At 45.9% G+C, this 23,760-nt stretch carries 20 protein-coding genes; 7 read left to right on the forward strand and 13 right to left on the reverse strand.

Annotated features, from left to right (window positions below; genetic code table 11):
• Positions 1-7: 7 nt before the first annotated feature.
• From KJB05_RS21330 to KJB05_RS21340, 3 genes are all read right to left on the reverse strand, one after another.
• A complete protein-coding gene (locus KJB05_RS21330) occupies positions 8-745 on the reverse strand; it encodes a helix-turn-helix transcriptional regulator (protein WP_208445100.1) in 738 nt (245 codons plus the stop codon).
• A 1-nt stretch (position 746) separates the two neighbouring features.
• Positions 747-1,400: an HD domain-containing protein gene (locus KJB05_RS21335; protein WP_020194105.1), complete on the reverse strand. Its 654-nt coding sequence runs from the start codon at positions 1,398-1,400 to the stop codon at positions 747-749.
• A 106-nt stretch (positions 1,401-1,506) separates the two neighbouring features.
• The gene (locus KJB05_RS21340) at positions 1,507-2,277 is read right to left on the reverse strand and encodes a hypothetical protein (protein ID WP_038893564.1); all 771 of its coding nucleotides are present in this window, start codon (positions 2,275-2,277) and stop codon (positions 1,507-1,509) included.
• Positions 2,278-2,811: 534 nt separating this feature from the next.
• Here KJB05_RS21340 and KJB05_RS21345 point away from each other — a divergent pair.
• Positions 2,812-2,994, forward strand: coding sequence for a hypothetical protein (locus tag KJB05_RS21345; RefSeq protein ID WP_009704791.1), 183 nt, complete (start codon positions 2,812-2,814; stop codon positions 2,992-2,994).
• A 50-nt stretch (positions 2,995-3,044) separates the two neighbouring features.
• Here the strand turns inward: KJB05_RS21345 and KJB05_RS21350 are convergent, their stop codons facing one another.
• From KJB05_RS21350 to KJB05_RS21375, 6 genes are all read right to left on the reverse strand, one after another.
• Complete coding sequence (locus KJB05_RS21350; protein ID WP_009704790.1) at positions 3,045-4,322, reverse strand: cytosine deaminase; 1,278 nt, start codon at positions 4,320-4,322, stop codon at positions 3,045-3,047.
• Between the two features lie 9 nt (positions 4,323-4,331).
• Positions 4,332-5,570, reverse strand: a complete 1,239-nt coding sequence (gene codB, locus KJB05_RS21355) for a cytosine permease (RefSeq protein ID WP_208445099.1) — start codon at positions 5,568-5,570, stop codon at positions 4,332-4,334.
• An 850-nt stretch (positions 5,571-6,420) separates the two neighbouring features.
• The gene (locus KJB05_RS21360; RefSeq protein ID WP_009704789.1) at positions 6,421-7,767 is read right to left on the reverse strand and encodes a magnesium transporter; all 1,347 of its coding nucleotides are present in this window, start codon (positions 7,765-7,767) and stop codon (positions 6,421-6,423) included.
• A 74-nt stretch (positions 7,768-7,841) separates the two neighbouring features.
• Positions 7,842-9,164, reverse strand: a complete 1,323-nt coding sequence (locus tag KJB05_RS21365) for an AarF/ABC1/UbiB kinase family protein (protein ID WP_020194107.1) — start codon at positions 9,162-9,164, stop codon at positions 7,842-7,844.
• 101 nt (positions 9,165-9,265) lie between these two features.
• Positions 9,266-10,489, reverse strand: coding sequence for a biotin/lipoyl-binding protein (locus KJB05_RS21370; RefSeq protein ID WP_005442453.1), 1,224 nt, complete (start codon positions 10,487-10,489; stop codon positions 9,266-9,268).
• Positions 10,489-10,815, reverse strand: coding sequence for an MFS transporter (locus KJB05_RS21375; protein WP_005442452.1), 327 nt, complete (start codon positions 10,813-10,815; stop codon positions 10,489-10,491). Before KJB05_RS21375 ends, KJB05_RS21370 begins: the two co-directional genes overlap by 1 nt.
• A gap of 107 nt (positions 10,816-10,922) precedes the next feature.
• On the opposite strand from KJB05_RS21375, the gene KJB05_RS21380 reads away from it, so the two are divergent.
• A complete protein-coding gene (locus tag KJB05_RS21380; RefSeq protein WP_208445098.1) occupies positions 10,923-11,924 on the forward strand; it encodes an AraC family transcriptional regulator in 1,002 nt (333 codons plus the stop codon).
• Between the two features lie 72 nt (positions 11,925-11,996).
• Here the strand turns inward: KJB05_RS21380 and KJB05_RS21385 are convergent, their stop codons facing one another.
• Both KJB05_RS21385 and KJB05_RS21390 read right to left on the reverse strand, forming a co-directional pair.
• Positions 11,997-12,686 (reverse strand): hypothetical protein, encoded by a 690-nt coding sequence (locus KJB05_RS21385; RefSeq protein WP_208445097.1) that lies wholly within the window; start codon positions 12,684-12,686, stop codon positions 11,997-11,999.
• 12 nt (positions 12,687-12,698) lie between these two features.
• Positions 12,699-14,240 (reverse strand): hypothetical protein, encoded by a 1,542-nt coding sequence (locus KJB05_RS21390; RefSeq protein WP_208445096.1) that lies wholly within the window; start codon positions 14,238-14,240, stop codon positions 12,699-12,701.
• A gap of 369 nt (positions 14,241-14,609) precedes the next feature.
• Here KJB05_RS21390 and KJB05_RS21395 point away from each other — a divergent pair, with 369 nt between their 5' ends.
• The gene (locus KJB05_RS21395) at positions 14,610-15,302 is read left to right on the forward strand and encodes a response regulator transcription factor (protein ID WP_009704784.1); all 693 of its coding nucleotides are present in this window, start codon (positions 14,610-14,612) and stop codon (positions 15,300-15,302) included.
• A 3-nt stretch (positions 15,303-15,305) separates the two neighbouring features.
• The gene (locus KJB05_RS21400) at positions 15,306-16,628 is read left to right on the forward strand and encodes an ATP-binding protein (protein ID WP_208445095.1); all 1,323 of its coding nucleotides are present in this window, start codon (positions 15,306-15,308) and stop codon (positions 16,626-16,628) included.
• Here the strand turns inward: KJB05_RS21400 and KJB05_RS21405 are convergent.
• Positions 16,609-17,265 carry a pyridoxamine 5'-phosphate oxidase family protein gene (locus tag KJB05_RS21405; protein WP_208445094.1) on the reverse strand — a complete coding sequence of 219 codons (657 nt, stop codon included), beginning with the start codon at positions 17,263-17,265 and terminating at the stop codon, positions 16,609-16,611. The genes KJB05_RS21400 and KJB05_RS21405 overlap by 20 nt on opposite strands.
• A 100-nt stretch (positions 17,266-17,365) precedes the next feature.
• Between KJB05_RS21405 and KJB05_RS21410 the strand changes: the two genes are divergently transcribed.
• Positions 17,366-18,796: a PLP-dependent aminotransferase family protein gene (locus KJB05_RS21410; RefSeq protein WP_208445093.1), complete on the forward strand. Its 1,431-nt coding sequence runs from the start codon at positions 17,366-17,368 to the stop codon at positions 18,794-18,796.
• Positions 18,797-18,816: 20 nt separating this feature from the next.
• Here KJB05_RS21410 and KJB05_RS21415 read toward each other — a convergent pair whose 3' ends face one another.
• Positions 18,817-19,422: a TetR/AcrR family transcriptional regulator gene (locus KJB05_RS21415; RefSeq protein ID WP_208445092.1), complete on the reverse strand. Its 606-nt coding sequence runs from the start codon at positions 19,420-19,422 to the stop codon at positions 18,817-18,819.
• Positions 19,423-19,601: 179 nt separating this feature from the next.
• On the opposite strand from KJB05_RS21415, the gene KJB05_RS21420 reads away from it, so the two are divergent.
• Together KJB05_RS21420 and KJB05_RS21425 are read left to right on the forward strand one after the other, a co-directional pair.
• Complete coding sequence (locus KJB05_RS21420; RefSeq protein WP_208445091.1) at positions 19,602-20,699, forward strand: efflux RND transporter periplasmic adaptor subunit; 1,098 nt, start codon at positions 19,602-19,604, stop codon at positions 20,697-20,699.
• The gene (locus tag KJB05_RS21425) at positions 20,699-23,749 is read left to right on the forward strand and encodes an efflux RND transporter permease subunit (protein WP_208445090.1); all 3,051 of its coding nucleotides are present in this window, start codon (positions 20,699-20,701) and stop codon (positions 23,747-23,749) included. Before KJB05_RS21420 ends, KJB05_RS21425 begins: the two co-directional genes overlap by 1 nt.
• Positions 23,750-23,760 lie beyond the last annotated feature (11 nt).

Raw genomic sequence — 23,760 nt, forward strand, 5'->3', positions numbered from 1 at the left:
TTCTTCTCTATTTACGTTCCCAATGATTAAACAGCGGGAATGTCCAACGACGCATAGCTATCACCAGTGAGGTACCGTGCTTCTCGTTCATATCCAGTGAATCGTCGCTTTGACAGATCTGATAAAACTCATCAATGACCTTTTGTAGCTTTTGCTGCATCTTCTTGTTGGTTGGCAAGCTCATTAAGCCCGTTGCCATCACTAGCTTTTCATCTTCAGCAGAGAAATAGCTCTGGAAGAAAGCTTCTTGAACTTGTTGCTGGAAGAAACGCTGAATAGGGCCACCTGTGTGCCACTTGAATGTCGGAGATATACGCAGACGAATCTTGTTACCTGGCAGCAAGTCGATGATATTGAGGCGGTCGAGTTGAGCGAGCTTTTGTATCAGCTCTAACTCATCAAAGGTGTATTGCTCGATGATTTGTTCGAAGCGATAACCATTGACCACACAAACCGCAACCAACAATAAGCCTTTATCATCAACCAGCTGTTTTTCTTGTTCTAGCGTGAGCGACTCCAGCCCTTTGTTGTGTGCTGCTGCCAGTTTAAATAGCTCTGCCATTTCTAACCCAATCAGCTGACAGATACGCTCCAAGCGGTCGAGGCTGATTTGACTGCCTTCTGCCAATAAGCGTTTTACTGAGCCCTCGCTTAGCTCCAAATGCTGTGCGACATCGACATAGTGCAAACCAGACTGCTTGAGCTGGCGTTTGAGCTCTTTAATTAGGTCGTGACTTTCCGACATATTAACCTTCTACTTCTTGGCGCAACTGATCTAGGTAAGACTGCATAAACGCTTTACGCTTCAAACCTTCTTCATAGGCTGCTTTGGTGTTCATCGTCTCGACTATTTTAAACAATTTGGTTTGGAAATGATCGATGGTGAATCGTTTATCTTCCAATTCTCGATGCTCTGCAAACATGTCCTGTTCGTTATATAAGACGGCATCAAACAACGTGCTCACTTGAATACAACGTGTCACACCAATTGCGCCAAGCGCGTCTAAGCGGTCTGCGTCTTGGACGACCTGAGCTTCCAAAGTATTAGGTGTAATGTTGGCGCTAAAGCTGTGAGATTCTATAGCGTGGGCGATAGCGTCATGGTATTGAGCAGGGTAGTCGATGCTTTCTAGAAACGAAATCGCTTTGGTTGCCGCAATTGTTGAGCTTTGCTTGCGGTTCGGGTGATCTTTTGGGTAAGTAAAGCAATCGTGCAGATACGCAGCAGGCAATACAACGGCTAAATCTGCGCCTTCTTGTTCTGCTAGCTGACGAGCGGTTTTGACTACGCGTCGGACGTGACTGAGGTCGTGAGCGGCATCAGTTTGCATCTCTTGCTGCATAAACTGTAGGAACTGAGGCTCAAATTGGCTGAGCTCTGCTAGGTTAAGTTGAGACATGGATTTCTTCTAAAAAATAAAGGCTTAGACAGAGTATGCCTAAGCCTTTATTAAATTGCCAAATGAGACGTTGTTATTGAGATGTTGCGAAGAAAGCCTTGTTGTTTTACTGGGTGCGAGTGAATCGGAACGTTTGTACTTTTTGTTCTGCTCCGTCGATGTAAGCGTAGCTATCGATGGTCCAAACGTTTGGACCTGCAAAACCTAGCTCGACACGCACATCACCTGTCGGAATGCCTTGGTAAATGACGTCGTTAATGTTCATCGGGTAGAAGTTGTAGCGATGGTTTTGTGATTGTTGTTCACCAGCAAAAGCAACCGATACATCTTTTGCTTCATTAGTCAGCGTTAGTTGGTAGCCTGCTTGTGGATCGAACGTGAACGCGGCATTAAGGTCAACACCTTGCGAATTGGTCACCTTAACATTTGCTTCTGTTGTTTTTGCTAGCGAGCCGTGTGCCGACAGACCTTCTAAACCTTTAAAGTCGCGATTGTGGTTCTGGATATTTACGTTCCAATCACCAACAAAGTTATCGATCTCTTGCCACTGCTGCGGGGTATTGGTTGCTGCTGTGTTCTGACCACCGTTAATACCACTAATCGCGTCATTGCGGCTGTCGTGGCGAATGTTGTCACGGTTATTGTGAATATCCGCGCCAGCACCTGCGACACCACCGGCTACACCACCCGCAACTGCGCCTTTCACGGCGAGCTCAGCATCACCCGTCAAAGCGCCCATCGTCAGGCCTAAAAGTGCACCACCTGCAGCGCCTTGTTTTGTTAATGCGTTTGGATCATCTTCTCCCGGAGTCACGCATCCTGCAAGTAGGGGAAGAGATAGCGCCGCGACCAATGTAGTTTTGTTGAAAATGTTCATGTATTTCACTCCGAGATGTTTGGTTCGAAGCTATTATTGAACGCTGTTTGATTAGGAATCCACTTATCTCGCTGATAACCGACAGTTATCACGCAAAAGTTTTGTTTACTATAAGGCTCAAAGTTTTTCTGCTTGGCTCGAATTGAGGGAAGCAAAGAAAAGGGTCAACATTGCTGTTGACCCTAGGTTTGTTTTATTCTTTATTTTATAAGCACTAATTTTGACGTTGTTAGTGTTAAATCTGTGTTTGGGCGATTTGTGGCTTTTTATTATAAAGCTCAACTAACTCCCTAACTTTAGTGTTTGTTACGAAGGAGTGCAAATATTTATTACGCAAACTGTCTATATTCTGAAATTTAATTTGAATGCGGTTCACAAAATTTCACATTCAAAAATACATTCAAACCATGAAGTGTCTCAAGTTTGAGCCCACCATAATTAGGATCTATCTTTCATGATCCAGATCAGTATTGATATCTCTTTAGAGGGATAGCATTCACGCGAAAATTGATAATTATAAATTGAGTCCGAGATATGCAGGATTTATATGAGCTAGAACGTAAGTTGGTGGAATACGGCGCAGATATGAAAGGCTTAAAGGTTGTACCTGCCATTGTTGATGAAGATGGCAAGGTTGTCTATTTAGGGAATACGCCTTCGTTGCTAAGGAATGTCATTAGTTGCCGTAGACACCTAACACAGCGCGTGAAGAAATAAAAAAAGGGTCTGATTCAATCAGACCCTTTTTTTGTTTAAAAGCTCAATGATTAGCGCTTGTAAGTCACTTGCTCTTGCTCACCAAGGTGAATGTGTGTTGTCGCAGGCTGTGTTTCTGCAATCACTTTACCGTGACGAACTGAGTAGCGAACCGGAACTTGGCGACGTACTGCATCAAAACCATTTTCTGCAGGAAGAATCAGTAAACTACCTGGCTTACCTGTTTCTATGCCGTGCTTGTCTTGAATGTTCAGTGTACGTGCTGAATTGGTGCTGATCAGATCCAGTGAGTTGTTGATTTGGTCGTAACCCATTACCTGACATACGTGCAGACCCATGTGCAGAACTTGCAGCATGTTTGCAGTGCCTAGTGGGTACCAAGGGTCAAATACATCATCGTGACCAAAACATACGTTGATGTTGGCATTCAGCATTTCTTTTACACGAGTCACACCACGGCGTTTCGGGTAATCATCGAAGCGGCCTTGAAGGTGGATGTTCACCAATGGGTTTGCAACGAAGTTGATGCCAGACATGCGTAGCAGACGGAACAGGCGAGATGCGTAAGCACCATTGTAAGAGCCCATAGCCGTTGTATGGCTTGCGGTTACCTTGTGACCCATGTTGAACTTGTGCGCTAGCGCTGCAAGCGTTTCAACAAAACGTGATTGCTCGTCATCGATCTCATCACAGTGTACGTCGATCAAACGGTCGTATTTCTGTGCCAGTTCGAAAACGTAGTGCAGAGACTCGATGCCGTACTCACGAGTGAATTCAAAGTGAGGAATTGCACCAATAACGTCAGCACCCAGCTGAACCGCTTCTTCCAGTAGTTCTTTACCGTTTGGGTAAGACAAAATGCCTTCTTGTGGAAACGCAACGATTTGGATGTCTACCCACTCTTTCATTTCTTCACGAACTTCTACCATCGCTTTTAGGGCAATTAGGGTAGGGTCAGAAACGTCAACGTGAGTACGAACGTGCTGCACACCGTTTGCAATTTGCCACTTAAGTGTTTGCTTTGCGCGTGATTTCACGTCTTCAATCGACAGTGTCTCTTTACGCTCAGCCCAACGCTCGATACCTTCGAAAAGCGTGCCAGAGATGTTCCAGCTTGGCTCACCGGCGGTTTGCGTGGTGTCTAGGTGAATGTGCGGCTCACAGAAAGGAGCGACAGCCATGCCGCCCTCCGCATCAAGAACATCACCTGTGTAATTTAGTTCTACATTATTGTCTTCAATACGCTTGAATTGACCATCCTCAATCAAAATTTGCTGGAGGCCTTCCTGTCCCTTTAGCGTTGCGTTCTTGATCAATAGTGTTGTCATGATGGTTCCTTACGCTGGCTGTTGTGCCAGTGTCTTTTTATTAAGAATAGGATTTAGAATCAGGTAGCTGATTGTGCCGCCTAGTACCGCATTCACAGGCACGATACCCGGAAGGAAGTGACCTGCTGCAACACCAATCGCCACAGCGATAATGCCAGCCCAGTTAACCGTTTGGAACTCTGCTGCTGCGAAATTTGTGTAACGTTTATGGTTCATGAAGAAGTCCGCAATGATTACGCCGCCAATTGGTGGAATTGCAAGCGATAGGAAGGTTAACCAGCCTACAAAGTTATTGTACAACCATAGTGCACACAATGTACCTACTAAACCGTTCGCCATTGAGATGTATTTACTTGGCAAACCAGTGATGTTGGAGAAGCCTAGACCCGATGCGTAAAGCGCGTTGTCGTTGGTTGTCCAGATGTTCAAGCCAAGAACGATGATAGCTGGAATAAGAAGACCTTGCGCAATCATCACTTCTGAAATGTCCGATTGACCTGTTACCGCCGCACCAGCTGCGCCGAAGATGAACATCAGTGAGTTACCGATAAAGAACGCCACCATCGTGACCATCACTGCGCCTTTTGGCTTCTTGCCGAATCGAACAAAGTCTGCGGTTAGGGTACCCGCACTGATGAATGAGCCAACCACCATTGCTAGGGCTACTGAAAAGTCGATAGGTTGTGCCGGTTGTACTTTTTGCAGTTCAGCCACGCCGCCAACGCTGTTTACTGCTTCAATCACAGAGTAACCGCCAAGAAGGGCAATCGCTGGAACTGCAATCGCAGATAACACCATAAGCGCAGAGATGCCGAAGTAAACCGTTGCGGTCATGAGTAGACCAGAAATGATGATAAGCGTGTTTGTATCGATGCCTGTTGCTTTGTTTACTGGAATCGCAAACATTGCTACGCCAACACCAAACCAACCAACTTGTGTACCGCCAAGAAGTGCGGAAGGAAGCCAAGAGCCTTTAGAGCCAAAAGAGAAACGAGCAAGGAGGTGAGTGGAGAGACCAGTAGAAGCGCCGATGTAACCGAGGAAAGAAGTGTAGATACCGAGGATTAGGTTACCAATGAGAACAGCGAGGAAGAAATCATCAAAAGAAAGGCCAGTACCGAGCGAGCCGCCCGTCCACATACTTGCGGAGAAGAAAGTGAGTCCCAACATAACCATGGTTAATGATGCCACGCCTTTTCTGGCAGTGTTAGGAACCGGTCCGAGACTGTAGTTATTGTCTGCAGCCATTTTTACCTCCGCATAAAAATTAAAACTAATTATATATCCCAATTTCTGGGCAAACGGCGCGTATTATCGTGATGTAAATCTCATAGTCAATGAGTTTTTTGTCATTTAAACGTTTACTCAAGTCTTTGTGTTTTTTTATTCCATTAAAAACATAAGGTTATATTTTATTTGAAGAGCAAAAAAGTTTGTTAATTGATTGCTCCATGCAAGAGTAATCTGTCATGAAATCGGTATCATTGGGCACTTTCTTATATCACCTTTGCTTTACACGCTTTCTTTATAAACTCAACCATTGTTACCTCTTATGTTTTTTAAGCAAACGTTTTCTTTCTGATTGGGTGTTGTGTTGCGCATAAATTAAACATAATTAAGTTTAATCACTGATGTTTATGCGGCTTAAATAAGGAATGTAGCCTCAGGTGGTTGTTTTTAGTGGTTAACTTAGCGAAATATGGAGTGAAATCGTTTGTAAGTTTTTGGAGTTTTGACTTTGATACTGGGATTTTGCTGCAGCTTGAATAGAGAGTACTGAGTGCGAGAAGGAGGAAGGCGAAGAAAGGAATCACGAAAACACAGATAAAAAAATAGCCAACCGCAAAGAGTGCGATTGGCTTATATACTTGTGAACAAATTCAAGTTCACTAACAACGTCAGTTGGCTAGGTGACCCTCGGCTTAAGAAGGGTCACTATAGATAATGCAGTTAGCGTGCCAACTTTAAAACCACCGTAAAAACGCGGTTTCTGTGATATAGGTTGCCTAATTTATTGTGTTAATTGCAAAATGCAAATGCGGATTGCAATTTGTAATTAATATGCTAATGATGAATTAATTAACTAGGGCAATCATTTTTACAACATTACTAGGCTGGCAGTCCCCAAGAAAGCAAAGAAACCGACGACATCAGTAACGGTTGTCAGGATGACTGAACCTGCCAAGGCTGGGTCTAGCTTTAGTTTATCCAGAACAATAGGGATCAGCACGCCAAATAATGCTGCGGTAACGATATTGACGATGATGGCTAACGCGATGGTTCCGCCTAAAACGGGAGATTGGAACCAAAGTCCTGCTAATCCACCGATGATCAGCGCCCACAACAAAGCGTTAAGAGAGCCGATACCCAGTTCGTTTTTAAGCAGCGCAAAACGGTTACCTGGGGTGATCTGATTTAATGCCATAGCACGAACCATCAAGGTCAGTGTTTGACTGCCCGCAATACCACCCATAGAGGCAACGATTGGCATCAGAACAGCAAGAGCAACCACTTGTGAAATCACGTCTTCAAACAAACCGATAGTGACAGACGCTAGAATCGCAGTCAGTAAGTTGATACCGAGCCAAACGCCGCGCTTTTGCGAGCTTTTTAGAATAGGTGCGAACAAGTCATCGCCCTCATCCATACCGGTACCCGCCATTAAGCGTGCTTCGTAGATTTCACGTTGAGTGCTCAGAGCAAACTGCCAATCTACTTCCCCAATTAAGGTTTGGTCAGCATCCGTCACTGGCAAAGCAGGAAGAGGGCTGTGCTCTAGCGCTTCGACCGCTTCTGGTAACTCCATTTTACTGTCGAGTACGGTGACGGTTTCTATCGCTAAGGTTTTAAGGCGAACGTCTTCCTCACTACGCAAGATTTCATAGTAGTTCACCGCGCCACGAAACTGTTTCTTACGGTTGATGAGATACACTTGTTGCGGTGTATCGTAACTGTAACGCTCCATTAGGCGTCGAGCTTTGCCAACCGTGATATTAAAAGGGAGGGTGATGATCTTACGCTCAGCCCAGCGGCCAAGTTCTTCGTCTTCGTATTCGTTTGCTTGATCGTAGAGGTCGAGTTCGTCTTTCTCAATCAGCTCTAACGCTTCATTGATAAACTCTTCAGGCAGAGAGTCTGCCCATTCGATCAGAGATAAGTTATCTAGCTTTGCTAAAGTAAGCTTTAACTCTACTTCAGAAAGCGCTTCGATGATCGAAAGACGCACTTCTGCACGCATTTCGGTTAGCACATCGATGTGCAGTTCCATAGGTAACGCACGCCACAAGCGCACACGATCATCGATCGGGAAGGCTTCGAGGATCAATGCAACCGCACCGGGCTCGAGACCGCATTCGATAGAATCATTCAAAGCGGTGACTTGTTCCGCTTCGTCTGCTTGGACAATTTGTTCGATTAGAGTGGAGAGGTCTTGAAACTTACTCACCGAGCACCCCGACAGTCAGATTATTCTTATAGGCAGCTGATCAAGGTACTCGAAAATAGCAGAAAAACAATAGCCTATTGGTCAGTTATCTGTAGGTAAGGTGAGACCAATTGGCGAATGTTCACTTTTGCGCCAATACGAGCGGCGAGCAAGTACATACCGCCAATTTTTCGGTGTAGGAATAGGGCATCGGCTGGTGGCGTGTGCCAGTACTCTTGCTCCATGCTTAGAATAGTGCCAGCCTCGCGAAGCTTCTGTGCTAGACCACTGGTTTTGAAATCATACGGCTCATCGACCAACATAGGTTCACATGCCATTTTCACTAGATCGAGAATCGCTTGGCGCTGGTCTGGAAGGATGGTTTGGCTGAAGAAGCCTATTTGTTCAAGCGCATCATTTAAGCCTTGTTCGTCATTATTCACGACAGAAGCAAAAGCTTGGCGATAGCCGGTACTGAACCGTTCGCTATATTCGCGGGTCGCACCAAAGTCTAGCAAGCCGATTTGACGAGTGTTTTCGATATATAAGTAGTTGGCGAAGTTGGGATCGGTTTGCACCATCTTAAATTCGAACAGCTCTCGAAACAGTAATTCGAGTAGGCTGTGCATGACAAAATCTCGCGTACTCTGATCATAATGTTCGATTTGCTCAATCGGGCTGCCATCAATGAACTCCATCGCGAGAACGGAGTCTGAGCTGCTTTCGGTGTGAATCTTTGGCACCACAAAATGAGGGTGCTCCTTCAAAGCGTCATGGTAACGAATGGCAAATTGAGCTTCTCGTGCGTAATCGGCTTCATCATGCAGTTGCTTTTTCGCTTCTTCCAGCAAGCCTTTGTAATCAACAGACTCTGGAATCAACCCAACGACTTTAAGTAGTGTGCCGACATTATCGACGTCGCTATCGATACTTTTTCGTATGCCAGGATATTGTACTTTGACGGCTAGGTTATCACCTGCATCGCTGTAGGCCTGATGCACTTGTCCGATTGAGGCGCTGGCAATAGGTTTGAAGTTAAAGGACAGGAACTCGGCTTTCCAGTTAGCACCAAGCGAACCTTCCATAACACCGTTTAGCTGCTTTGCTGGCATTGGGTCTGCGTTGGAGCGAAGACGTGAGAGAATATCAGCGAGCTCAGGTTCTAAAACATCACCAGCATCCATTGACAGCATTTGACCGAGCTTCATTGCTGCGCCACGTAGATGTGCAAGCTGGTCGGTTAAGCGCGCGATGTTCTGCGGCGTCAGCAATAGGTCTTTCGCTTTTGGTTTGTTGCCTTTGGCGATCTGCTTCGTGCCTTCTGCAATCACATTGCCGGCGACACGGGTAGCAAGTGAAGCGAACTTGCTGAATCTTGAGATACGATGGGTAGGTAGGCTTCTTTCCTTTGCCGACATGAATCTTCTCCGTTGTTTACTAACTAATTGTTATACGGGAAAAGTACGTGCTTGGATACAAATGAAAAGAAAACCGCCAGCGTAACTGGCGGTTTGTGAGTTTAGATAGAGTAGAAGAAGTACAGTTGAGACTTCATTCGGATGATGATCCCGCGAATCACATCCAAGAAGGCCATGAAGCCTATCGGTTTTTCACCGCTGACCCATGCAAGGCCAACAGAGCCTACAGGGATGTCGTAGCCTTCTGGCTCATCAATCTTAAGACGAACAAAGTGGTGTTTGTTCTGCAAGTTCTTACCGGTTGTGACGCGAACAGAGTCATCGAAGCCCATTAGGTTACCTTGTGATTCACCTGTTGCCTCAACAATGCCCTCGACAGTCGCTGAGAAGATCTTACCTGGATAAACCGAAGAGGAGAATTCCGCAGGTTGACCCGGTTTGATGTTACGAATCGCTTGGTGGTTCACTCGCATCAGTACGTACTTCTCGTTGGTGTACATATTAATACGTGGCATCGCTGATACGCGCTGACCTTCACGCAGGATAAAGTTAGTTACAAAGCCATCACTAGGTGCATGCACTTTGGTGCTGTTCAAATCCCATTGTGCTTTTGCAATTTGCTCTTCCGCTTGACGCAATTCAGCCTGCTTCGTTTCAACCGCTAACTCCGCTTTATGAATCGCCAGCTTTGCACGTGAAATATCGACTTGTTTCTTCTTGATTTGAGATTCAAGAGTCAACACATTGTGGCGAGCCATGTCTACTGTGCTCGACTGTTTGTCGATGTCGCTTTCCGTAATGGTGTTTTGCACCACTCGGTTTTGCTCAACATAACGATCTAGCATCTTTTTCTGCAATTTGTAGTCAACTTTCGCGGCTTCCAATTGGCTCTTTGATGTTTCCAGATCTTGCACTAGCGCTTCGTGGTTAGCTTCTTCAATCTCGATGTCGCCTTTTGCTGTCGCTAATGCAACGCGAGCAGAATCAGCGGATACGTTCGCTTGATTTAATGCAATCTCGTATTGCGTTGGGTCGAGTTCATAAATGAGCTGACCTTTTTCAACTTGTTGATTCGGCTTGATGTAAATGTGGTCAACTTTGCCTTTCACGTTCGTTGAATCTGGACGCAATTGAACATGAGGAGATTGCACCACTGAACCGCCGGATAAATCCATCGGTGTGAAGTTAATCAAGCCCACCCATACGAACATCAGCCAACCCAAACCGCCAAGATAAGCGAACGATTTAGTCGCTTTGTTCCAGGGCATGCCGACTAAACGCAGCAAATAGATGAAGAGTGCCCAAACCGCTAAACCTTCTAACATTACGCCTCCTCTTGTGGCTGTGCTTCTGTTTGCGGTTTACTTTTCCATGTATCACGCAGATTGATGATGGCTTTTTCCATATCAACGAATGCAAAAATCACGGCTAGCACCCATACCCAGTGCCAGACAAAACCTATCCAGGTGAGGGCGGTGATCAACCCTATCTGATGGTGGTCTTTGCTATGTGCCTTATTAATTGGCAACTCATGGATTTTCCAAAAGCCGTAACACGCGCCTGCAACACTCGCGATTAAAACGACGGCAGCAACGACATGCAACGCTGTATCTGCGCCGGTTCCGACAAATGGGACACTCAGTAAACTCATTAAACACTCCTCTATCAAACTGTTGGCTTATTGTGATCAGGAATTGAAATAGGTGAGTCTTTGTGACAAATTCAATCACTAGAGGATTAAATTTGATGTGATTGGTTATGAGAACAGTTCGGTTTATTCGCGCCATGGGTATTTTAAACATGAATAACCTTGCGTTATCTAAGTACAATTTGAGCTCAGATGAGCTTGGTATACCTGCTTCGGTGTTTCATAACCCGATGGGTTTAATTCCCTTGAGAGCGGTGTCCGAATGGTATCGACGTGTTGAAGAGCGAAGCAATGACCCAGATGTGATCTTGAACCTTAGCCGAGACATTGAGTTGCAAAAGCTTGGCCCTGTTGGGCGATGGCTGTTCTCTGGCAATGACTTAGCTAGCACGATTCGAAGAGTCAATTATGGTACGAGTAATCTTCAATCTGGTGCTTTCTTTGCGGGTGAACAATCCGGAAAAATCATCAAATGGACCTATCATAATCCCTTTATTGAAACCTCAGTCAAAGTGCACGACAGCATTCGTTGTGCAATATTCATGATCAAAATCTTACGCGAGTTTTTGGGTGAAGATTATCAACCTTTGCGAGTGATGATTTCTGGCTCTAGGAAAAACAGTGCGCTCTATAAAGAGTACTTCGGCTGTGAAGTGGAATGGAGCCAACCCAAGACAGAAATATGGATTAACGGCGATGATCGTCTTGCTTCGCGGCAGGTAAATCATCGTGAAGACAACCGTTTAGCGATGAGTTTTTCCGATTTGGATGATTTACTCAACATGCCCGATCCAGAAGATGAGCTGAAAGTGATTTATGAAGTGGTGAATTACAGTAGCCATTATGGGCTTCCTACACTTGAGCGCGTTTCTGCATTATTGGGTTTGTCTGAGCAGCAGTTTCAACGCCGCTTACACAAATTAGGGCTTAACTTCTCAACCGTATCTGGCTATGTACTGAGTAATGTCGCGGCAGAGTTGTTGAGTAAGCAGAATAGCATTGAGGATATTGCACTGCGGCTTGGCTACACCAATGTGGCGAGTTTCAATCGCATGTTCAAAAAGCACCGAGGCTTAACACCGAAACAGTATGCAGCGCGACTAGAAAAATAGCCTGACAAGGTGTGTATTAACAAAAAAGCCCTCTAGGTTGAGGGCTTTGGTTTTTATGCGTTATTTAGACGCTTATTCTTCAGGGCGCCAGCTCAGTGCACTCGCAACGGCACCGATGACAACCACATCTTTTTGTTTATCGTTAAGCTCTGGCAACATCTGTACGGCAATTGTGCCGTTCGTCTGTACTGCTGCAACTTCTTGTGTGCCTTGCTTGAAGCTGTATCCCAATGGAATGTCTACCGCCATCATGGAATCAGGGCTCGTGTGTACGGTTTCAACATTGAAATGCGTGTTGCCAACTCGAACGACGCCAGTCTCTTTTTTCTCAAGGCTGATATCGATAAGTGCAGATTTTGGCTCCATCGCAAACTCACCGACTTTTTTACCATCTTGAGTAATGTCGCAGGTGTATGGATCGTTGCCACCAAAATCAACGCCCATGTAGTTAACCGACATGCCGCCGCCTGTGCAGTTTAGGAGCCAAGTTTCACCGCTGTCTATGCGAGTCACTTCTGCGCCCATTGCGCCTTCTTTAAATGAGATGCGATTGAACCAGCTTGAGTTTGAAGCACTGCGTGAATATTTGCCTTTGTACTTGCCAGCAAAATCAAAATGGCCGTCCGCACCGAATCCCCAAAAATCGCCGTCGGTTTTCACCAACATTTCTGGCTGCGCTTTTACTGCATCAGTACGATCCATGACGGCTAGGCCACCACAACCAACAAGGAATAGGGGAGCGAGTAGATTAAGTTTCTTCATGTTTTTCATTGTTTATAGCTTGGTTACATCTAAAGTTTTATCGGTGAATTGGATGTTCTGAATGTCGTATAACTCGTCGGAGCCTGTGCTAGGACACTCAACAGAGACGTTCTTCGCTTTGATTACGATACATTCCGCCAGTTTGTGCGGCACGATGTAGGTGTTGACGCCGCCTTCACCATAAATGCTGTTGTCTTTGCTGTTGCCTTCAAACGTATTGTCTTGGTCATTACCGATGACATTGATTGCGTCGTCGCCAACAATCTTCACTTTTGTCAGCCACTGAGATTTGTAGGTGTACGTGTCTACCAAACCGTCTTTGTTTGGTGACATACGGAAGGTAGGCACCGTACCCGGATTCGTCTTCTCTGTGTAAAGCTTGACGCCTGCAGAATCGATGTTCGCAGTGTATTGCAGATACCCGTGGAATAAGCCGCCAATCCAATCAACCGCTTGTGGATCTTGGGTTTGCATTTCCTCACGCGTTAATGCTTGGTAGCCGTCTAAACCTTGCCCGTTTGCTTTTGCTACGCCCATGTACGCTTCAAAAGCGGCAGCCAAATATTCGTGAGAGTAAGAAGAACCGGTTTGTTTAACGCGCTCTGGATCGAAGTCGTCTGACTCCCAATCTTCCCAATCATTTTGTGTCGGGCGCCATACCGTTGGCTTGCCGGCTTGGATATCGTTATAGATGCTTAACGCATGAGCTTGAATGTCGTTTTGCAGTGTCGCAGTCGACGCGTTAGGTGCAATGCCTTGCGCTTGGACCAAGTGTAGAATTTCTTCAAAAGCGGCATCACGGTCGGCGTGGTTGCCAAGATTGGCACAGTAATCAGCAAAGTTGCTCATGTAATGGCAATCGCCTTCAACCGTGAGTTCTCGGTACATTAGAGATTGGCTGTTCATGAGCCAGTTTGGCGTGTCTTTGCTGCTCATTAGTGTCGTTATCAAAGACTCCACTAATGTGTCCATGTCGTCTTCGTTAAGTGCCATCATGTCAGCAATAAACTTGTCTAGTGAACTGGTATCAAAAGATTGAGATAACCCTGAGTCTGTGACGGCATCATTTAGCTTGTCTTGACGAAGTAGCTCACCAATAAAGATCTTAGTTAGCATTTCGTTATTCTGGTCATCGTTTGCTGTCAGCATTAGTGTCGCATCACGGTCGGCTAATGTCTTAGCGATACCAGACTTGTCGGCGCCGTACTTAGAATCCGGTTGGTTTGTGAGTAGGTGCTGGATGATTTTTGCGGCACGAAAGATTTTTTCATTATTCACACCATCATCAACCGCCACAATGTGAAATGCATCGTCGCTGTTTGCTTCAGAAAGGGAGATTTTTACGTAGTGGGTGAAGCCAGCATCTGCCGCTACTTTTAACTCGGCTGGAAATTCTGTAGAAACGACAGTAGGGATAATAACGGTGTTCAATGTTGGGGTTGGTGGCGTTGGAGGTGTGGTTGTCGAGGTTTTCGAATTTGAGTCACTACCACCGCAAGCTGTTAGGCTAACCGCACACAACATGGCTAAAGGCGTTAATCGAGCGAATTTCATTTTTGTATTACTCACAGGCTGAGGGTTCGGTGGGAATTTAGGGGGAACAGAAAAATCTGTCTATATGAGCAAGCTGAGTCATAATGATTAGAAATGTTTTGTTGTAAGGTTTTTAATTCGATAAATCCAAAATAATAAAGGATTTATATATTGCCATGGTTGGTTTTAATTATTTAATGCTCTGTCTTTGATTTATAAATTGGTGGTTTGCTCTAATTGTCTTATTTTTAGTGTGGTTGGCTTTTATAAATGTATGGTTTGTAAGTGTTTGTAAGCGATCTCTTGTAGGAAAAAGTGTCGTGCATGTGGGTTGCGCCCTACAAAACGAACGATATACTTCTCCTGTTTTATAGATGGAGTGAATGGTTCATGGGTGGCAATAAAATCTTGCTAGTAGAGGATGATTCTGAGATTGCTCGACTAACCAAAATGTATCTAGAGGCGGAAGGCTATCTAGTCACAGTGGTCGATAATGGTCTAAACGCGTTAGAGGCGATTAAGGAACTCAAGCCGGAATTAGTGCTGTTAGATTTGATGCTACCCGGCAAAAATGGCGCGGAAATATGCCAAGAGGCGCGAGAGTTCTACCACGGTATCATCATTGTTTTAACCGCAACGGATGATGAGATGAGTGAAGTCAGCTTGTTTAAGTTTGGGGCTGATGATTACCTGACCAAACCGATCAAAGGTAATATTCTGCTTGCCCGTATTGAGGCCGCATTGCGCCGTTATCGCCGTCAAGTGGATACCGTAGAAGAGACTGAATTGAGTCGATATGGTATTGACCTCTGCACACGTCGTTCCAAAGCTTACTACTTGGAACAAGACATCGATCTCACAGACTCTGAATTTGAGATCCTAGAACTCCTAATGCTCAACGTCGATAAACCTGTCTCCCGAGAGTCATGCTGCCGTCTCGCCCGAGGTATTGAATATTGCATTACCGATCGTTCCATTGACATGCGAATCTCCTCACTCAGGAAAAAATTTTCCAAGGCTCATATCCATACCGCAACCATAAAAACCGTGCGTAATCGCGGCTATATGCTCACAGGGAAGTAGCGCATGTTTTCCATGTTTACTCGTCTTTACGTGGGGTTGGTGACTGGCCTCGCGTTAACGGTCGCGTTGTTCCTTTTCATGGGCGACGAGTACATGCGTAAAACAGAAGCCGGTATTTTCTTAAGTGACGGTGCTTACTTTGTTGACCAGTATATCGAACAGCGAGGCTCACCCGATTCACTGTACAAAAAGCTCACCGTCAACGGAAAACAAGATTTCTTTATCTTCGACCTCACATTGTTGAACAACTGGGATGGCTCACCCCCGTGCTTGGACTGCGAGTTACTTTATCGTATGCAAGGGGTCCCCGTTTATTTGATCGATGACAGTATCTACGCTGCGGTGTTTCCGCTTCCTAATACGTCAGAGAGCTTGGTCTTTAAAGAAAAGCGTGACTTTTTCAGTCCAGATATCGATTGGGATGAAGATTCCGAGATCATTTTCGTTCTCACGCTGTTACTTACTGTGGTGTGCAGTTTAGGTGTCATGGTTTACATACCTGTGCGTCGCCTTGATCGCCAGATCCGACAGCTGACGGCCGCACAACAACAGTTTGGATCTGGTGAGTTGAATACGCGAGTCGATCTGAAGCAATTTTCGCAACCCGTGAAAGAACTTGCCCAAGGTTTCAACAACATGTCAGAAGACATAGAAAGGCGAGTACGCCAGACACACATCTTTACCCAAGCCATTCCTCACGAAGTTCGCACTCCCCTCAGCCGAATTCAGTTAGCGACGGATTTAGCAAGGCGCACCAGCGGTGAAATGCAGGCAGAGTTGCATGATGATATTGAACGGTACGTTGATGTGGTGACGGATTTAACGTCCGACATTGTCATGCTGTCTCGTTTGAGCGTCAAAAACCATTCTTTGAACGATTCTGTTGAAACCATTGAACTGCCGCTTTGGTGCAAAAGCCGAATGAATTACCGAGGCTTAGAGTTCGCCAAGTTGACGGTAGAAAATGAACTTGCGTATCAATCCATTCACTTGCAACCGACTTTAGGCAACCTTGTTCTCGATAACTTACTGCAGAACGCGAAACGTTACGGTGAATCTTGCGTTGAGGTGACGATTCGGTCGGTTGAGCACTTCTGGATTGTTGATGTCGAGGACGATGGTCCGGGTATTCCCGAAGCGATGCGAGAAGAAGTGTTTGTTCCATTCTCTCGTTTAGACAAAAGCCGCAACGCCGACGTGAAAGGTTTTGGTTTAGGGCTTGCCATCGCTACCAGTGCAGCGAGGCAATTAGGTTGGGAACTTTCCGTCGGCGAGAGTCACTTAGGCGGGGCACGTTTTACGGTGCTTATTCCTGCCAACGATTAGGATAGGCACTGCGGTAATCTGGCTCAGCAATACCTTCATACAAATCGTCACAAGCTTGCAGTGGGCCTACGACGGTTCGGTAGGGTAAGACACCAGCCCAAACAGGAATGTCCATGTCTTCCGCATCATCATTGACGCCAAAATTGCTGATTTTCACCGATGCTTCTGTGAGTGGAATGCGCAGTAGCATAGTGGCTTTGAGCTCTTTCTCATTACTCAAACGGACTTCTTCGGTTCTCCCCGGAGCGATCTGTTCGATAAAGTGATTCAGTAATCTGTCTTTCTCTTGGTTACAATCCACAATCTCAAACTGACCAAAGACCACGGCGCTACGATAATGCGCGCTATGATGAAATGCACTTCGAGCTAATACCCAACCATCAAACAAAGTAAAGGTAAGGCACGTTTGCACTCCTTGTTTGAGTGAGCGTAACAATCGACTGTTGTTGGCACCATGGATATACACGTAATCATCGACACGCCATGCCAACATGGGAATAACTACAGGGTCAGACTCGTTGGTTATTGCAACATGAGCGATTAGGCTTTCATCTATGATGGCGTGCAGTTTGTTAACATCAGAGACGGCTTTGTGTACGCCTTTCTTAATTTCCGTTCTATTGGTATTGGATAACATTTTCTCTCCTTATTTGCTCACATGGACGAGCACTTGCTCCTCAATCTCTGATTGCAATGTAGCGTTTAACTGGTAGCTTAAAGAGAGCCAGTTTTAACTAATGGATGGATCCAGTTTGTCTTTGATTGATATCGGTGACCTGCATTTAAAAGAAAGTGATGGAACGCGTCAGCAAGCGTTGTTTTTTGCAATCCGCGAGAAGATTGTTCAAGGGTTGTGGGCGAAGAATGGGAAATTACCCTCTACACGAAAGCTCTCACAAGAGCTTAATCTTAGTCGGAATACCGTGATTTCAGCCTACGAGCAGCTTGTAGCGGAAGGGTACTTGAACAGTCAGAAAGGTTCGGGTTTTTATGTTGCCGTCGAACTGCCGGAGCAGTATCTACCTGAACCTCGTTCAATCAAGACGGACTCTTCACCAAAAACTAATTTTGATATCAACTGCGCATTTGCACCGGGTGTGCCTGATTTGGAAGCGTTTCCGATGGCGCAGTGGCAAAAGTTACTTGCTCGCCATCTCTCCCGTTCCTGCTTGTTGGGGAATCAAGATATCCAGGGCAGTTGGACATTACGCTGTGCTTTAGCTGACTACCTTGCATCAAGCCGTTCAGTGAATTGTTCCCCAGAGCGCATCATTATTACCTCTGGGGCACAGCAAGCGTTGTCGATTGCGACGATGGTTGTTCTCAAGCAAGGTGATAAGGTTCTGATGGAGCAACCGGGTTACGCGCAAATGCGGAAGTTGATTCAATTCCAACAGTATCAATTTGAGCCTTTATTCGTCCGAGAGAAACTAGGCTTTGATGTGGAAGCGGTGAGCACAAGTGATGCCGATGCCCTGTATATCACCCCAAGCAATCAATATCCCATGGGCACCACACTCAATATCGAGCAAAGGGGGAAGATCATCAACTGGGCAGTTGAACAGTCACGTTGGATCATCGAAGACGATTATGACAGCGAATTCCAGTTTGCTCATCGCCCCTATACCAGCTTACAAGGGCTAGCGGCTCAAATGGGGCGAGATGATCGCGTGTTGTATGTGGGTTCTTTCAGTAAAGTGATGTTTAACGGCTTACGACTTGGCTACCTTGTGGTTCCTGAACGTTTAGTAGAGCAATGTTTGGTGGTTAAAGATGCGTTAAGTGGTGATTCACCTACGCACACACAAGAAGCGTTGGCAGATTTTATTACCGAAGGTGGGTTATTACGTCATATCCGTAAAATGCGCCGACTGTACAAAACTAAGCATGAGCAGATGTGTTTGGCGGTTGAAAAGCACTTTGGCGATAGAGTTGCGGTGATCAGTCAGGCTGCTGGTCTCCATATCACTTTAAAGTGGCAGCAGGGTATTGATGAACACGAATGGACGCAGCGCGCTCAGTCAAAAGGTATTGTGCTGCGTCCGATGAGTTTTTATGAGCATTCAGATTTTAGAACGCGAGATTGGCAAGGCGCTGTACTAGGCTACGGCAATGTCGCGCTGAGTGAGATTGATGCTCTGGTTGAGCAGCTTTCTGAGTTGTTTTAGTTGCAGCAGTATCACTTTAACTAACGTTGAATTGATGCTTCACAGGTGCTTGAGATAACAAAAACAAGATGTTCGATTTTCTGCTCTATTTCGTCTGAGGATGGAAGTGGTTTCATGTTGAATACGAATGGCCACAAAAACAGACCATTGAACAGGCTAGAATATGTATTAGAAAGCAAAGCACTATCAATGTGTTGTATTGCATTGGCCTGTTGTGCTTCCTCAAACCATTTCGCTAGGACGTGAGAACGATACAGCTTTGTTATGATTTGTTGAGCCATTTCTGGTTGGCGCAAAAACTCAGCCAACACCACCCGAGTAAACGGAATTCCATAAGTTTTGTAAAGAATTTCCACTTCATTCCGAGTTATGACTGTCAGTTGTTCAGCTAGGCTCTTATGTGCATCAAACGGATAATGATTTTTTTCATCGACACTTGATTTGATGATGGCAAGTATCGACTCAAACAATACCTCCTTACTCTTAAAGTGACGATAAAGAGTTCGCTTTGATACCCCTGCAGACGCGCATACTCTATCCATATTCGCCTTGGTAAACCCATGTTCAATAAACTCTTCTTTAGCCGCAATAATAATGGCTAAACGCTTTTCTTCTATGAGTGCCATGGTCTCTCTCCTTTATGCATTCCGGCCAATCTAACAAATTGATACAAACAGGTAAACTTTTGAGTTTACCCTGTGTTGAATTGGCCTTAAAATAAACTCCGAAGTTTACCTTTTTACAAAGTTGTCACATAACTGTTGGCCGGTAGGTTTATCGGTCACGCTCTTGGAGTGAAGTATCTATGGTCGTAGCAAAAGTTGGCCAAAAAGTTCTTAAATTGAGTGTAACCTCGGCATTGTTGATGTCCGTTATTAACCTTAGCGGCTGTGGTAGTGAGGCGAATCCTTCAGTGGTTGTCCCTACTGCTAAGCCTGCACTTACGGAGGTAGTTAGTACCCAGTCAGCAACGGAGCTCAGCTTTAATGGCATCGTGCGTGCTGCAGATAGTGCAGATCTTGCTTTCCGAGTAAGTGGAAAACTGACCAATATTTTCGTTAAGGAAGGAGATGAAGTAAGCAAAGGGCAACTGCTTGCTTCCTTAGATGATAGAGATGCAAAAAATGCATTGGTGTCAGCGCAACTAGAGTTTGAGAATGTGTCTCGTGAGTACGAGCGAGCTCAAGCTGTATTTAAGAAAAGCCAAGCAATTTCAAAGGCTGACCTAGATACCATCACGACACGCTATAACCTTGCTCGTACACGCGTGGAAGATGCAAAACGTCACCTAGAATACACCCAGATCTTTGCTCCTTTTGATGGTGTGGTTGGTCGCAAGTTGGTTGACAACTACATTCAGGTCCAAGCAAATGTACCGATTTTGATTGTTCATAATATTAATGATCTTGAGGTGGTCATCCACATTCCGCATAAAGTGATGCTCTCTGGTAAAGAGGAGACTAAAGCGATTGCTGAAATCTCAGCCATTCCAGGTCAATCTTTTCCATTAAAGCTGCGTACAGTTGCGACCGTCGCAGACCCTGTGTCTCAGACGTATCCGGTTGTGTTGGGCTTCGAACACTTGAACGGTTTCCATGTATTACCGGGAATGGCGGTGAAAGTGTTGCCTGTTTCTTCCTCTGGTAAAGCTCAGAATCAACAAATTACTTTACCGCTGACGTCTATTGTCCCAGATAACCAAGGCAAGCAATTTGTCTGGGTAGTTGGTAATGACAACAAAGCACAGAAGCGTTATGTGGCAATTGGCGCGCTCAGCAAAGATCGCATTATTGTCACGGAACACCTTTCGTTGGGTGAGAAGGTGATCATTGCAGGGGTATCAAGTGTGAGAGAGGGTATGGAAGTTCGCCCTTACACGGATGATCGCGCTGGAGCACAATGATGGACATTGCACGTTATACCATAGCCAAGCGAACGAGTGTTTGGGTGCTGATTGCTCTGATACTGTTAGGCGGTTACATCAGTTACCTCAAGCTAGGCCGTTTCGAGGACCCTGAATTTGTTATTCGTCAGGCGGTGATTGCAACCCCATACTCTGGTGCGACCGCACAGGAAGTCTCTGATGAAGTGACCGATGTTATCGAAGGCGCTGTTCAAGCTTTGCAAGAAGTCAAAGAAGTGAAATCCGTCTCGATGCAAGGAATGTCAGAGGTCACGGTCGAGATCAAGTTGGAGTTTGCAGGCAGCGCCGCTGAGCTACAACAAGTATGGGATAAACTTCGCCGCAAAGTGACAGATGTACAGCGTCAGCTTCCACCGGGAGCTGGGCCATCAATTGTGAATGATGACTTTGCGGATGTGTATGCCTTGTTCTTTGCCGTTACTGGTGAGGGCTTCAGTGATAAGCAATTGCAAGATTATGTCGATGGTTTACGCCGTGAAATCGTACTTGTTCCGGGTGTTGCGAAAACAGCGACGCTGGCACAACAGCAAGAAACCATCTTCGTGGAAATCTCAAGTGAGCGCTTAGCCGAATTTGGTGTATCAGTTGAGAAAGTGTTTCAGGTTCTGCAAAAGCAAAACTTAGTCACAGTAGCTGGCAGCATCGAAACCAATGCGATGCGCATTCCTGTGATCCCAAGTTCCAATATTGACTCTGTTGCCGACCTGAAAAACCTACAAGTAGGGCTGGGTAACAACAATACTGTACTTCGTTTAGGCGACATTGCAGACATCACTCGCGGTTACCAAACACCAGCAACCATGTTGATGCGTTTTAACGGTGAGCGAGCTGTGGGCTTTGGTATCTCCAACGTATCCGGCGGTAACGTGGTGGATATGGGAGACGCAGTTAAAGCACGTTTGGCCGAGTTGGAAAGTCAGCGTCCATTGGGTATGGAGCTGAATGTGATTTCGATGCAGTCAGACTCTGTACGCGCATCTGTGGCGAACTTTATCGACAACTTGATCGCTGCGGTTGGCATTGTATTCGTCGTGCTTCTGCTGTTTATGGGGGTACGCTCGGGTGTCATTATCGGTTTCGTTCTTCTACTAACGGTCGCAGGCACGCTATGCATCATGCTCATTGAAGATATTGCAATGCAGCGTATTTCTCTTGGGGCGTTGATCATTGCCTTGGGTATGCTGGTGGATAATGCGATTGTAGTGACCGACGGTATTTTGGTTCGTTTTCAACAAGATCCAAACGCCGATCGCAATGCTGTGGTGTCTGAAGTTGTCGATGCAACCAAGTGGCCTTTGTTAGGAGGAACCGTCGTTGGTATCTGTGCATTCAGTGCGATTGGTTTATCGCCTTCAGACATGGGGGAATACGCAGGTTCTCTGTTTTGGGTGATCCTTTACTCAATGCTCCTTAGTTGGGTATTCGCAGTCACAGTAACACCAATGCTGTGTCACGATTTCCTCAAAGTAAAAGCGGCAAATGCAGATAAGAAGCCTAGTCGCGTCGTGGCAAGCTACAAGTCACTGCTCGCATGGGTATTGAAATATCGCATCATCAGTTGTGCACTGTTGCTGGGAATGATGACAGCAGCAATTTGGGGCGTGAAGTTTGTACCACCGGGCTTTATGCCGGAATCTCAACGCCCGCAATTTGTTGTGGATGTTTACTTGCCGCAAGGCTCTGATATCAAACGTACTGAAGCTGTGGTTGCGAGTATTGAGCAAGATGTGAAAGCCAAAGAGGGAATTACCAACATCACCAGTTTTATTGGTGGTGGCGGCTTACGTTTCATGTTGACCTACGCGCCAGAAGCTCGTAACCCAAGTTACGGTCAACTGCTGATTGATATCGACGATTACACAAAGATCGCTCCATTACTGGGTGAGCTACAAGGTGAGTTGGAAGCCAAATACCCAGATGCGTCCATCAAAGTGTGGAAGTTCATGCTTGGTCGCGGAGGCGGTAAGAAGATAGAAGCTGGTTTCAAAGGGCCTGATAGTGCGGTGTTGCGTCAACTGGCAGAGCAAGCGAAAGCCATCATGCTAGCAGACAGCAACTTGATAGCGGTTCAGGATGATTGGCGTCAACAAGTTCCTGTGCTTCGCCCTGCATATTCTGCCGAAGAAGCGCAAAGATATGGGCTGACAACGATGGAAATTAATCAAGCCATCGCGCAAACCCTAACAGGCCGAAACGTGGGCGTGTATCGAGAGGGAGATGATTTGATCCCAATCGTTGTCCGTGCGCCAGAAAGTGAGCGAAGCCACCAACGTGCGATTGAAAATACGGAAGTTTTCAGCCCAACGGTTGGTGCTTATATTCCGGTAAGTCAATTAGTGAACTCTGTGGATGTGGTATACCAAGATGCCATTTTGCGTCGAATTGACCGCATGCCGACGATTCTGGTGCAAGCGGATCCAGCTCCGGGTGTATTAACAGCGGATGCATTCAAGCAAGTACGTTCTCAAATTGAAGCCATCGAGCTGCCAGCAGGGTACGAGTTGAAATGGTATGGGGAATATAAAGCGTCGAAAGATGCCAATGAAGGGCTAGTTATCTCAGCGCCATACGGGTTTGCTGCGATGATTCTTTCGGTGATTTTTATGTTCAACGCACTGCGTCAGCCATTGGTGATTTGGCTAACGGCACCGCTCGCGGTTGTCGGCGTCACCGTGGGGCTTATCATCTTCCAAACCCCGTTTGAGTTTATGGCCATTCTCGGCTTCTTAAGCTTGATTGGTATGATGGTGAAAAACGCGATTGTATTGGTGGACCAAGCGGATGTTGAAATTCGCGAAGGTAAAACACCGTATACCGCGATTATTGATGCGGCACTAAGCCGTGCTCGTCCGGTTCTACTGGGCGCATTTACGACTATTTTGGGTGTTGCCCCGTTGTTGGTTGACCCATTCTTTAAGAGCATGGCGGTGACCATCATGTTTGGTTTACTTTTTGCCACGATTCTTACTTTGGTTGTCATCCCGTTGTTTTACGCCATTTTCTTCCGCGTAAAAATAGAGACGGCGTAAACTATCGTTAA

The sequence above is a fragment of the Vibrio sp. B1ASS3 genome (genome assembly GCF_905175355.1).
GTDB lineage: Bacteria > Pseudomonadota > Gammaproteobacteria > Enterobacterales > Vibrionaceae > Vibrio > Vibrio owensii.